Raw genomic sequence first — 12,195 nt, 5'->3', positions numbered from 1 at the left:
GGGCCACGGCAGCCAAGCACCCCTATCCGTTCCCCCCTACCCGAACGGCCGGTCGATCGACGGCTGCGGCTGCGTGAACCACGCCGCGCCATCGTCGGTCACATGGAAATGATCCTCCAGCCGCACGCCGAAACGCCCCGGCACCACGATCATCGGCTCGTTCGAGAAACACATGCCCACCGACATCGGCGTCACGTCGCCACGCACCAGATTGGCCGGCTCGTGGATCGACAGGCCAATGCCGTGCCCGGTGCGATGCGGCAGCCCCGGCAGCGCATAGTCCGGCCCCAGCCCATGGGCGGACAGCACCGCGCGCGCCGCAGCATCGGCCATCTCGCACGGCACGCCGGGTCCTGCGACCGCGAACGCCGCCGCCTGCGCCGCATGCTCGATGTCCCAGATGTCGCGGACGTGCCGGTCCACCTGCCCGAAGGCATAGCTGCGGGTGATGTCCGAATGATAGCCGTGTACCCGGCACCCGGTATCGATCAGCACCAGCTCGTTCTCGGCCAGTCGCTGGTCGCCGGGCAGGCCGTGGGGAAAGGCGGTGGCATGGCCGAACTGCACCGCGCAGAAGAACGATCCGCCGCCACCGATCGTGCGATGCGCTGCGTCGATGAAGGCGATCACCTCGCTGGCAGCGATCCCGGGGTGCAGGATGCGCGCGGCGCGCGCCTGCACCTCCAGCGTCATCGCCTTGGCCTGCGCCAGACACGCCAGCTCGGCCGCCGACTTCACCATCCGGCACCCGTCGATCACCCCCGATCCGTCGACCAGCGTCGCCCCGGCCCGCGCCAGTTTCGCCCCCCATGCGAAGGGAAGCTGCGGATCGACCGCGATTGCGCCCATGCCTTGCGCGGCCTTCGCCAGCAGCGCGACCGGGTCCTCATCCTCGTCCCACAGCGCGAGATCGGCGGAGATTTGAAGGTCGGCTTCCAGCGATCCCTGCTCGAACCGGGGACAGATCATCACCGGCTCGCCCGCCACCGGCAGCAGCAGCGCGACCATCCGCTCGGTCGCACCCCACGGCACCCCGGTGAAATAGCGCAGCGACGCCCCGGCATGGACCAGCAGCGCGCCTGCGCCCGCCGCCGCGCACAACGCCCGCGCCTTGGCCGCCCGCGCGGCATATTCCGCTGCTGCGATCGGCGGCACCCGAGTCGCGGGCGGACGGATCGCCGCCAGTTCGGTCGCGGCGTCGGAGGTTCCGATGGTCATGCTGCAAAGTCCCGTATCATGGTGGATCGACATTCAACCAAGTGCTCGACGTCTCCCCTCCTTGACAAGGGAGGGGTCGGGGGTGGGTCGGCCCGCGAGGCAAGGTGTGCGTTCCACAACCGGCCGACCCACCCCCAGCCCCTTCCTTGTCAGGGAGGGGGAGCAATTCTGCTCACGTTCCGACCGAAGGTCGACCCGAATCAAAACCGCTCGACGTCGAACGCCACAGGCACCGGCGCTTCGCCAAGTATCAGCGCCGCGACCCATTCCCCGGTGATCGGCCCCAGCGTCAGCCCCAGATGCTGATGCCCGAAGGCATAATAGAGATTGTCGGCGCGAGTCGACCGGCCGATCGCCGGCAGATAATCGGGCAGCGTCGGCCGGGCCCCCATCCACCGGCGGAACGGCCCGGCGATCGGCAGGCGCAGCGCGGTGACATGCGCGCACAACCGGTCGCTCTTGCGCGGGTCGGGTGGGGCGTCGGCACGGCCGAACTCGACGAAGCCTGCCACCTGCACCTGGTCGGCATAGCGGGTGACGATGATCGAGCGGTCCTCGAATACCACCGGCGGCAGGTCGGCGGGCCAGGCGGCCGCATCGCCGCGCAGATGATAGCCGCGCTCGGCGATCAGCGGCACGGCGGCATGCCCCGCCGCCGCCATCAGCGCGGCCGAGCCGACCCCGGCGGCGATCACCACCCGGGTAGCCGCGACTCCCTCCACCACGATCCGCCGGCCATGGCGTTCGAGCGTGGCGTGCCGGTGCAACCGCTCGACCCCGGCCGCCGCCAGCGCGGCGTCGAGCGCGTCGGCCAGCGCGGTCAGGTCGGCGATCTGCCCGGTGCCGGTGAAGCGCATCGCATCGACCACGCCGGGCGACAGCGCGCGCAACCGGGCGAGATCGTCGGCGCTCGCCTCGCCCAGCCGCGCGGTGCCGGTATCGGCCTTGCCCCAGTACGCCCGGCCCGCCGCGGCGCTGGCGGCACTTTCCCATGCGATCAAATGGCCGTCCTCGCGCAGCAGGTCGCGCCGTCCGATCGCTTGGGCCAGCCGCTCCCATGCCGGCATCGCCTGCGCCAGCATCGCGCGCAGCGCCGCCTGTCCAGCGGCGAATCGCTTCGGGGTAGACGCCGCGACCAGCCGCGCGGCGAAGGGCAGCCACGTCGCGATCTGCGCGATCGGCAGCCCCACCGGCCCGCCGCGCCAGAACAGCCGCCGGGGCATCGACCGGATCGTCACCCACGACGCGATCGGCGCGACTTGTTCGGTGGCAATATGTCCGGCATTCCCCCATGATGGTGCGGCGCGGTCGTCGGCCGCATCGATCAGCACGACCCGCTCCCCGCGGGCCGCCAGCGCCAGTGCGATCGACCGGCCGACGATCCCGGCCCCGACCACGGCGATACGATCGTCCGGCATGGTCCGCTTTGCCCCCTTGTTCATCACCCGCTATTATCGTATACGGTATTCACAGACAAGACTTCAGGACCAGAGCATGACGATTGATTGGCAAGGTGTGTTTCCAGCGGTGACGACGCAGCTTCGCGAGGATCTCTCGATCGATCTCGCCGATACCCAGCGCGTGGTGGACGATCTGATCCGCGACGGCGTGACCGGCGTCATCGCGCTGGGCACGGTGGGCGAGAACAACTCGCTGACCCATGACGAGAAGATCACGGTCCTCACCGCGATCGTCGAGGTGGTCGACGGCCGCGTCCCCGTCGTCACCGGCGTGTCCGAATATGATACCCGCCGCGCGGTCGCCTATGCGATCGCGGCGGAAAAGGCCGGGGCGGACGGCCTCATGCTGCTCCCGCCGATGGTCTATGTGCCCAAGGCGCATGAACTGGCCGCGCATTTCAAGGGCGTGGCGGCGGCGACCGCGCTGCCGATCATGCTCTACAACAACCCGCCGGCCTATCGCACCCAGATCGACAACACGGTGCTGGAGATGGTGGCCGATGCGCCGACCATCGTCGCGATCAAGGAATCGGCTCCCGACACGCGCCGCTTCACCGATGTGAAGACCGCGTTCGGCGACCGCTACGTGCTGTTCGCCGGCCTCGACGACGTCGCGCTCGAAGGGCTGTACCTCGGCGCGCAGGGCTGGGTGTCGGGCCTCACCAACGCCTTCCCGCGCGAATCGGTCGAGCTGGTGCGCGCGTTCCAGCGTGGCGATCATGCTAAGGCGATGGAAATCTATCGCTGGTTCATGCCGCTGCTCCACCTCGATGCCGATCACGATCTGGTGCAGTCGATCAAGCTGGCCGAACAGGTCATGGGTCGCGGGTCGGAGCGCGTGCTCCCGCCGCGCCTGCCGCTGATCGGCGAGCGCCGCGCCCAGGTGATCGCGATGGTCGAACAGGCGGCGGCGACTCGCCCCGACCTGCCCTCGTTCCAGCCCGCCGCCGCCGCCGCCGCGGCCTGATCGCACGCCGATGCGCCACAGCTTCTTCTGCATCGACGGGCATACCGCCGGCAATCCGGTGCGGCTGGTCGCAGGTGGCGCACCCTTGTTGAAAGGGGCCTCCATGTCGGAGCGGCGACAGGATTTCCTGTCCCGCTTCGACTGGATCAGGACCGGGCTGTGCTTCGAACCACGCGGCCATGCGATGATGTCGGGCGGGTTCCTCTATCCGCCGACGCAGCCCGATTGCGACATCGGCATCCTGTTCATCGAAACCTCGGGCTGCCTGCCGATGTGCGGGCACGGCACGATCGGCATCATCACCTTCGGCCTCGAACACGGCCTGATCCAGCCGACCACGCCGGGCCTCCTGCGCGTCGAGGTGCCCGCCGGGATCATCGGCATCGCCTACCGGAGCGAGGGTGACAGGGTGACGTCGGTGAAGATCACCAACGTCCCCGCCTATCTCGCCGCGACCGGCATCGCCATCGACCTGCCCGGCCTCGGGCCGCTCAAGGTCGACGTCGCCTATGGCGGCAACTATTACGCGATCGTCGAGCCGCAGGGCGGCTACACCGGCCTCGATTCGCTCGGGGCCGAGGCGATCATCGCCCACAGCCGGGCGTTGCGCGACGCGGTGCGCGCGGTGTTCGAGCCGGTCCATCCGCTCGACCCGACGATTCGCGGCGTCAGCCACGTGCTATGGGCCGACGTGCCGAAGGGCGAGGGCGCTGACGGCCGCAACGCGGTCTTCTACGGCGACGGCGCGATCGACCGGAGCCCGTGCGGTACCGGCACCTCGGCGCGGCTCGCGCACCTCGCCGCCACCGGGCGGCTGGCGATCGGTGACAGCTTCGTCCACGAAAGCTATATCGGCAGCCGCTTCACCGGCCGGGTCGAGGCAGCGACGAGCCTCGGCGACGTGCCCGCCATCATCCCCTCGATCGAGGGGTCGGCGATCGCCACCGGCTTCAACACCATCTGGATCGATCGCGCCGATCCGTTCTGGCAGGGGTTCGTCGTCCGGTGAACAGTTCCGCAATCGTCGTCCGCACCCTGTCCGATCAGGTGTTCACCATCGTCCGCGACCGCATCGTCACCGGCAGTCTGGGTGAGGATGCCCCGATCCGGCAGGACGCGCTGGCCGCCGAACTGGGGGTGAGCAAGATTCCGCTGCGCGAGGCGCTCGGCCGATTGGAACAGGAAGGGCTGCTCGTCAGCCAGGCCAATCGCGGCTATTCGGTCCGCCCGATGTCGACGGATCAGGCCGACGAGATCTATGCGCTGCGCCTCGCGATCGAACCCGCCGCCGCCGCGCGCGCCGCCGCGCTCGCCGACGATGCCGAACGGGCCGAGGCGCTGGCCGCGTTCCATGCGCTCGACAAGGCGGCGCACACCAATCTCGCCGAGGTCGCGGTGTGCAACCGCGCGTTCCACGTCGCGCTGGTGCGGCCGGGCGGCGGGCTGCTGACGACGCAGTTGATCGAACGGCTGGCGTTCCTCGCCGAACGCTACGTCATCCGCCATCTCGAACCCGCCGGGCGCGACGCCCGCGCGCATCTCGAACATCGCCACCTGATCGATGCGTGGCTGGCGCGCGACGCGGTGGCGCTCGAGGCCTTGCTGCATCGCCATATCGAGGCGACGCTGCACGATCTGCACGGACAATTCACCGCCGCCTGACCTGAGCGGACGGACGACGGCACAGGGGGGGAAACAGGCCATGTCGATCATCGGACCGCGCAAACCATTGGGGCAGCACGCCCCGGCGGGACAGGCGCTCGCCAAGACGCTCAGTTGGCCGCATCTGATCGCGCTGGGGGTCGGCGCGATCGTCGGCACCGGCATCTATACGCTGACCGGGGTGGGGGCGGAGCGCGCCGGCCCCGCCGTCATCCTCGCCTTCGCCATTGCCGGCGCAGTGTGCGCCTGCGCCGCGCTTGCCTATGCCGAACTGGCGACGATGATCCCGGCGGCGGGCAGCGCCTATACCTTCAGCTATGTGGCGCTGGGCGAAACGGCGGCATGGGTCGTCGGCTGGTCGCTGATCCTCGAATATTCGCTGGCCTGCTCGACGGTCGCGGTCGGCTGGTCGGGCTATCTGGTCGGGTGGATTCAGGCGATCGGCGTCACGCTCCCGCCCGAACTGCTCGCCGGGCCGCATGGCGGCGGCATCGTCAACCTGCCCGCCGTGCTGGTCGCACTGGCGGTGATGGGGATGCTGGTGGCGGGCACGCGCGAGAGCGCGACGCTCAACATCGTGCTGGTCGTCATCAAGCTGGTGGCATTGGGCGTGTTCATCGCCTTCGCCATGCCCGCGTTCGACGCCAACAACCTCCACCCGTTCATGCCCTATGGCTTTGGCAGTACCGAGGTGGAGGGGACCAAGCGCGGAGTGATGGCAGCGGCGGCGATCGTGTTCTTCGCATTCTACGGCTTCGACGCGGTCGCGACCTCGGCCGAGGAAGCGAAGAACCCCGGCCGTGACCTGACGATCGGCATCGTCGGGTCGATGCTGCTGTGTACCGCGATCTACATGGGCGTCGCGGTGGCGGCGATCGGCGCGGTGCCGTTCCAGACGCTGGCCAATTCGTCCGAGCCGCTCGCGCTGGTGCTGCGCACCCTCAATCAACCGACCGCCGCCTATCTGATCGCGCTCGCCGCCGTCATCGCGCTCCCCTCGGTCATCCTCGTGATGATGTACGGGCAGAGCCGCATCTTCTTCGTCATGGCGCGCGACGGGCTGCTGCCCGCAAGCCTCGCCACCGTCAGCAAGCGCAGCGGCGCGCCGACGCGGATCACCGTGCTGACCGGCCTGTCGATCGCGGTCGTCGCCGGGCTGTTCCGCCTCGACGAGATCGCCGAGCTGGCCAATGCCGGCACGCTCGTCGCCTTCGTCGCGGTCGGTGCCTGCCTGATGGTGCTGCGCCGCACCGCGCCGACCGCCAAACGCCTGTTCCGCTGCCCCGCGCCGATGGTGGTGGGGACGGGGGCGATCCTCGGCTGCCTCTATCTGCTCCACAGCCTGCCCGGCGCGACGCTGGTCCGCTTCCTGATCTGGAACGCGATCGGCCTCGCGATCTACCTCGCCTACGGCCGCCGTGCGAGCCGCGCGCTGCGGGCAAAGGGCGGGGTGTTCGACTAAACCCGTCATTCCCGCGCAGGCGGGAATCCATAAACGCTGACGCTTCTGATAGAAGCGTTGCCGTTGCGTCTATGGACCCCCGCCTGCGCGGGGGTGACGAAGTGGGTGTCCGCGTGCCGCCCCTTGCGCCCGACCGCCCCGTCGGGCGATACCCATCGTCTGATGCACGACACCCCCCAGAGCGGAACCACCATCGCCGACGTCGCGGCGCGCGCGCAGGTGTCGATCCGCACCGTCTCGCGCGTGCTCAACCGCTCGCCGCTGGTGAATGCCGAGACGCGCGAAAAGGTCGAGGCGGTCATCGCCGCGCTCCAGTTCCGTCCCAGCGCCCGCGCGCGCGGCCTTGCCACCGGGCGCTCGTTCCTGCTGGGCCTCGTCCACAACGATCGCAACGCGCTGGTGCTCGATCCCCTGCAACGCGGCATGGTGCGCGAAGCGTCGGTGCGCGGCTATGAACTGGTCGTCCACCCGGTCCGCGCCGATGGCGGCGATCCGGCCGAGGACGTGATCGAATTCGTCCAGCGCTCGCGCGTCGACGGGGTCGTCGTCGTGCCGCCGGTGTCGGGCATCGCCGCGCTGCCCTACCGGCTGGCGCAGGTCGGCGTGCCGGCGGTAGCACTCTCCTCGGTCCGGCTGGAGGGCTATGACGCGATGCTGGTGGCTGACGAGCGTGGTGCCGCCGCCGCCGTCGCCGCGCATCTGCTCGACCTCGGCCATACCCGCGTCGCGCTGATCTCGGGTCCCGCCGACGCGCACAGCGCGCTTGAACGCCGCGCCGGCTTCGTTGCCGCGCTGGCGCAGCGGGGCATCGCCCTGCTGACCGAGGCGATCGGCGATTACGGCTTCGATTCGGGCGTGGCCGGCGCGCAGGCGGTGCTGGCGCATGATCCGCGCCCGACCGCGATCTTCGCCGGCAACGACGTGATGGCCGCCGCCGTGCTGAAGGTCGCCGCCGGCCACGGCCTGTCGGTGCCGGGCGACCTGTCGGTGGTCGGCTTCGACGGCAGCATCCTGGCAATGATGCTGACGCCCGCGCTCACCACCGTCCGCCGCCCGATCGCCGACATGGCCGCCACCATCACCCGCCGCCTGATCGACCGCATCGAGGGCCGCCCCGCCGACGCCGAACCGGGCGTCACGCTCGACCTCGACCTCCACGGCTCGACCGCGCCGCCGCGATAGGCGCTGTCCTACAGGGCGGTCGTTGATGCAGCGTGGACGGCATGGACCGTCCCGCCCCCGGCTGCGCGAGCAGCCCCTCCACCACATCGGAACGCGCGGCGTGTCCCCATGCGGCCCCCCCCCCCCCGCGCCTCCGCGCCTCCGCGTGAACCAACCTTCTTCTTCCAACCCATCCACCAGCGTCATCCCAGCGAAGGCTGGGATCTCCCTGCGATAGCGCGCAGCAGGAGCCGCGCGAGGCCCCAGTCTTCGCTGGGGCGACGGTTAGGGGTGACGGATCGAGACACCAACACCCCCGCCAAAACGCGCCGCAAGTGTAAACTTTGTAAACTTTGGGGGGAATTACCGCCGCCGCAACGCGCCCGACCGCTGCCCCCATCGTCATTCCGGCGAAGGCCGGAATCCATACACGCCGACGATGCGGTTCCTGACCGGAAGCCGTTCCGGGTGCTTCCAACACCCGCCATGGGCAAAGCCCATGCCGTCGGACGGCGCTTTCCGCGCCGCCGGCCGGGCGCGCCTCGTGCGGCTCGACGTAGCTTCGCTACGCCTCGCCCGGCGCGCCAAGCGCTCCCACAGCCGCCGTATATTCCCGCAACCGAACCGCCCGAGCTTCGGCCGCCAGATAATCCTCACCCCATTGCTCGGCCTGCCAGTCCTCGTCGACATGCGCCGCGCCCCAAGCCGCCTCCGCCGAAATCGCCCGCTCGACCAGCATCAGCCCGAGCAGCAACGATCCGGTCAGGCTCACGATCGGCGACAGCGGCGCCAGCACCCATGGCGACAATCCAACCACCGCCTCGCGCAACCGGGCAAGCGTCAGCGGCGGCTGTTCGACCGGCATCACCCCGTCGGTCACGATGAATTCGACGCCGTACCGGTCGCGCGCCCAGTCCAGCACCGGGTCCCATGCCGCCGCCTGCCGTCCGGCGAGCGGCTCGTCCCCGGCGCGGTAGCAGGTGAGGTCGCTCGCGCCATAGACGGCGATGCCCGAACCGAACGCGACCGGATCGGGCGCGACCCGCTCGATCGCGGCATTGGCGAGGCCGGTGAGCGGCATCGCGCGCGGATCGATCGTCTCGCCGACCGCGCGCCATTCCGCCGCGATCGCCTCGGCCAGCGCGGGGAAGGGCACGACCAGCGGCAGCCGCCCCGGCGTGCGCACCGGCTTTCCGTCGAGCGCGATCCCGCCCTCCGGGGTGACGGTCACGTCCTTCCAGAACCGCCTCACTTGCTGCGCCATTTCGCGGCCAGCCCACGCGGCACCACCGCCATCGCGTACAGCGCCGACAGCACGATCGCGGTGCCCAGCACCTTGGGTAACGTGTCGCCCGCCCGTGCGATCAACACCACGCCGAACACCGCGCCGATCGCGGTCGCGATGCGGACGCCGACCAGCACCAGCCAGCGGTTCCGCGCGGGATCGTTCGCACTCATGCCACCTCCAGCAACCGTCCAAGCGCCACCGCATCCTGCGCCAGCGCATCGGCCCCCGCCGCGACCAGTTCGGCGGGGGGATGATAGCCCCATTCCACCCCGATGGCGCGGGTGCCGCCTGCGCGCGCCATGCCCATGTCGAACGCGGTATCGCCGATCATCACCGTCGTCTCGCGCGTCGCACCCGCTTCGGCGATCGCCGCCAGCAGCATCGCCGGATCGGGCTTCGATGGATGCCGGTCGGCGGTCTGGAGCGTCACGAAATGGCGCGACAGGCCATGATGCGCCAGCAGCAGCGCGAGGCCGCGATCGGACTTGCCCGTCGCCACCCCCAGCCGCCAGCCCGCATCGATCAACCGGTCGAGCAATTCGGCGATGCCCGGAAACAACGGTTCCTCCAGCAGCCGCCCGTCGATCCGCATCGCCCGGAAATGGCGCTTGTACCCCTCGGCCACCGTTTGATGTCCCGCCTCGCCGATCGCCGGGGCCAGCAGCGCCACCGCCTGCGGCAAGCTCAACCCCACGATCCGCCGCACCGCGCGCGGATCGGGCGCGGGCAGCGCCGCATCGGCGAACGCCAGCGCCATCGCGCGACAGATGTTCGCCTGCCCGTCGGCCAGCGTCCCGTCGCAATCGAACACCGCCAGCTTCGTCATGCCGCGCGCATCCGGGCCGCCAAGGGATGATCGCCCAGCGCCGCGATCACCCGCGCCCGCACCGCCGGTAGCTTGTTCTGGCTCAGTTTGGCGGTGCCGCGCCACACATCGGGCACCAGCGCGAACCCGGTGATCGCGCCCAGCATCGCCTCGGCCTTGTGCGCCGCCATCTGGTCGAGCCGCCAGCCGGCTGCGTCCTCATAGGCCGCCGCCATCGCCCCGATCTGTCCGATCAGCGCGGCACGATCGATCGGCGCTATCGTCCCCTCGACCTCGACCGACACGTAATTCCATGTCGGCACCTCGTCCGGCCCGGTCGCATACCATGTCGGCGAGACATAGGCGTGCGGCCCGCCCGCCACGAACAGCGCGCGGGTGCCGGCCAGATGCGGCGTCAGCGCATTGGTGCGCGCCAGATGAAAGCGCAGCGTCCCGTCGTCGCCGATCACCACCGGCACCTGCGCCACCCGTGGCCCGTCGGGCGTCACCGCGAACAACGCCCCGAAGCCCTCCCCGGCGACGAAGTCCCGCCCGGCGGCCTCGTCCATATGGAACGCGGCATTGGGGTGCATCAGTCGCGGCTGCCCCGCGACCGCCGCTCGCCGCGCCGTTCCTTGCGATACGTCTTGGCATGCGCCTTGGCCTTGGCCTTCAGGTCGGCGCGGGTGACGGGCGGCGGGCCGTCGTCGATCATCGCCTGCCCCAGCGACAGGTCGAAGCCCAGCAGGTCGATGCTCTCGGCGATATGCGGCGGCAGTTCGGCGGTGATGTCCAACTGCCCGCCATCGGGATGGTCGATGCGGATGCGCCGGGCGTGCAGGTGCATCTTGCGGCTGACCCCGCCGGTCAGGAACGCGGCCTGCCCGCCATATTTGCCGTCGCCGACGATCGGATGGCCGATCGCCGCCATATGGACGCGCAACTGATGCGTGCGCCCGGTGAACGGCTGCAACTCGACCCATGCGGCGCGGTTGCCGACCCGTTCGATCACGCGATAGCGCGACCGCGCGGGCTGCCCTTCGTCCTCGTCGACGTGCATCTTCTCGCCGCCGGTGCCCGGCTGCTTGGCGATCGGCAGGTCGACGATCCCGTCGGCGATGTCGGGCACGCCGACCACCAGCGCCCAATAGACCTTCTTGGCGGTCCGCCCCGAAAACGACTTGGCGAAGAACGCGGCGGCGCGCGACGTCCGCGCGATCAGCAGCGCGCCCGACGTATCCTTGTCGAGCCGGTGGACCAGCTTGGGCCGCCCCTCGCCATCGAATTGCAGCGCGTCGAGCAGCCCGTCGACATGGTCGTGGGTCTTGGTCCCGCCCTGCGTCGCCAGACCCGGCGGCTTGTTCAGCACGATCGCTTGGCCATCGCGGTGGATCACCATCGACTGTGCCAGCTCGGTCTGTTCTGCGGTCAGCGGCGGGCGTTCGGCCTTGGCACGCGGTTGCGCCACCACCGCCGACTCAGGGGGAGGCACGCGCAGCACCTGCCCGGCGCTCAGCCGCCCGCCCGGCTGCACCCGCGCGCCATCGACCCGCAACTGCCCGGTGCGCGCCCAGCGCGACACGACGTTGAAGGTCGTGTCGGGCAGGTGCCGCTTGAACCAGCGGTCGAGCCGGATGCCGTCGTCGTCCGCCCCGACGGTGAACTGGCGCACATCGTTGCCGCTCATGCCGCCACTCCCCGCGTGATCGTAAGGCCCGCGAACAGCGCCACCGCCGCACCCACGACCGATAGCAATACATAGCCCAGCGCCAGCGCCGGCTGCCCCCGCTCGATCATCGTCACCATGTCGAGCGAGAACGCCGAAAAGGTCGTGAACCCGCCCAGCACGCCGACGCCGAGCAGCAGCCGCACCGGCTCGCTCCCGCCGGTCCGCGCGAGCGTGCCCATCAACAGCCCCATGGCGAGGCCGCCGATCAGGTTCACCCCCAGCGTCCCCCACGGATAGCCCGGCCCCGACAGCGACAGCATGACGCGACCGAACAGGTAACGCAGCCCCGAGCCGACAGCACCGCCGGCCATGACGAAAAATAAATTGCCCATGATCGGACAGCCGTTACCCGATAAGGCCGCCGGGGGGAACCGGTCTGGCGCATGATCCCGCCACCTTGATACAAGCGTCATCCCCGCGCAGGCGGGGATCCATACACGCCG

Annotated in this window: 13 protein-coding genes; 5 read left to right on the top strand and 8 right to left on the bottom strand. The window is 70.1% G+C overall.

What is annotated here, in order from left to right; genetic code table 11:
• Nucleotides 1-36 precede the first annotated feature (36 nt).
• On the bottom strand, nt 37-1,218 hold the full coding sequence (locus ASG37_RS14435; RefSeq protein WP_055761796.1) for a M24 family metallopeptidase: 1,182 nt from the start codon (nt 1,216-1,218) through the stop codon (nt 37-39).
• Between the two features lie 200 nt (nt 1,219-1,418).
• A complete protein-coding gene (locus tag ASG37_RS14430) occupies nt 1,419-2,660 on the bottom strand; it encodes an NAD(P)/FAD-dependent oxidoreductase (RefSeq protein WP_235525255.1) in 1,242 nt (413 codons plus the stop codon).
• 52 nt (nt 2,661-2,712) lie between these two features.
• Here ASG37_RS14430 and ASG37_RS14425 point away from each other — a divergent pair, with 52 nt between their 5' ends.
• The 5 genes from ASG37_RS14425 to ASG37_RS14405 all read left to right on the top strand — a co-directional run bounded on the left by ASG37_RS14425 (nt 2,713) and on the right by ASG37_RS14405 (nt 7,951).
• Entirely contained in the window at nt 2,713-3,645 is a 933-nt protein-coding gene (locus tag ASG37_RS14425; RefSeq protein WP_055761793.1) for a dihydrodipicolinate synthase family protein, read from the top strand.
• Nucleotides 3,646-3,655: 10 nt separating this feature from the next.
• Nucleotides 3,656-4,654 (top strand): 4-hydroxyproline epimerase, encoded by a 999-nt coding sequence (locus ASG37_RS14420; RefSeq protein WP_055761791.1) that lies wholly within the window; start codon nt 3,656-3,658, stop codon nt 4,652-4,654.
• A complete protein-coding gene (locus tag ASG37_RS14415; protein WP_055761788.1) occupies nt 4,651-5,307 on the top strand; it encodes a GntR family transcriptional regulator in 657 nt (218 codons plus the stop codon). The genes ASG37_RS14420 and ASG37_RS14415 overlap by 4 nt, the downstream gene beginning before the upstream one ends.
• 40 nt (nt 5,308-5,347) lie before the next feature.
• Nucleotides 5,348-6,769 carry an amino acid permease gene (locus ASG37_RS14410; protein ID WP_055761785.1) on the top strand — a complete coding sequence of 474 codons (1,422 nt, stop codon included), beginning with the start codon at nt 5,348-5,350 and terminating at the stop codon, nt 6,767-6,769.
• A gap of 162 nt (nt 6,770-6,931) precedes the next feature.
• Nucleotides 6,932-7,951, top strand: coding sequence for a LacI family DNA-binding transcriptional regulator (locus tag ASG37_RS14405; protein ID WP_055761782.1), 1,020 nt, complete (start codon nt 6,932-6,934; stop codon nt 7,949-7,951).
• A 544-nt stretch (nt 7,952-8,495) separates the two neighbouring features.
• On the opposite strand, the gene ASG37_RS14400 is transcribed toward ASG37_RS14405, so the two are convergent.
• From ASG37_RS14400 to ASG37_RS14375, 6 genes are read right to left on the bottom strand one after another with little or no spacing between them, the layout of a single operon-like run.
• Entirely contained in the window at nt 8,496-9,182 is a 687-nt protein-coding gene (locus ASG37_RS14400; protein WP_055762402.1) for an ATP12 family chaperone protein, read from the bottom strand.
• The gene (locus tag ASG37_RS14395) at nt 9,179-9,388 is read right to left on the bottom strand and encodes a hypothetical protein (protein ID WP_055761779.1); all 210 of its coding nucleotides are present in this window, start codon (nt 9,386-9,388) and stop codon (nt 9,179-9,181) included. The genes ASG37_RS14400 and ASG37_RS14395 overlap by 4 nt, the downstream gene beginning before the upstream one ends.
• Entirely contained in the window at nt 9,385-10,044 is a 660-nt protein-coding gene (locus ASG37_RS14390; protein WP_055761775.1) for an HAD-IA family hydrolase, read from the bottom strand. The genes ASG37_RS14395 and ASG37_RS14390 overlap by 4 nt, the downstream gene beginning before the upstream one ends.
• Entirely contained in the window at nt 10,041-10,616 is a 576-nt protein-coding gene (locus ASG37_RS14385; RefSeq protein ID WP_055761772.1) for an FMN-binding negative transcriptional regulator, read from the bottom strand. The genes ASG37_RS14390 and ASG37_RS14385 overlap by 4 nt, the downstream gene beginning before the upstream one ends.
• The gene (locus ASG37_RS14380) at nt 10,616-11,710 is read right to left on the bottom strand and encodes an RluA family pseudouridine synthase (RefSeq protein ID WP_055761769.1); all 1,095 of its coding nucleotides are present in this window, start codon (nt 11,708-11,710) and stop codon (nt 10,616-10,618) included. Before ASG37_RS14380 ends, ASG37_RS14385 begins: the two co-directional genes overlap by 1 nt.
• Nucleotides 11,707-12,084, bottom strand: a complete 378-nt coding sequence (locus tag ASG37_RS14375) for a fluoride efflux transporter FluC (RefSeq protein WP_057687654.1) — start codon at nt 12,082-12,084, stop codon at nt 11,707-11,709. The genes ASG37_RS14380 and ASG37_RS14375 overlap by 4 nt, the downstream gene beginning before the upstream one ends.
• Nucleotides 12,085-12,195 lie beyond the last annotated feature (111 nt).

The organism is Sphingomonas sp. Leaf407, from assembly GCF_001425385.1.
GTDB lineage: Bacteria > Pseudomonadota > Alphaproteobacteria > Sphingomonadales > Sphingomonadaceae > Sphingomonas.
This window is presented reverse-complemented; position numbering and strand designations above follow the sequence as displayed.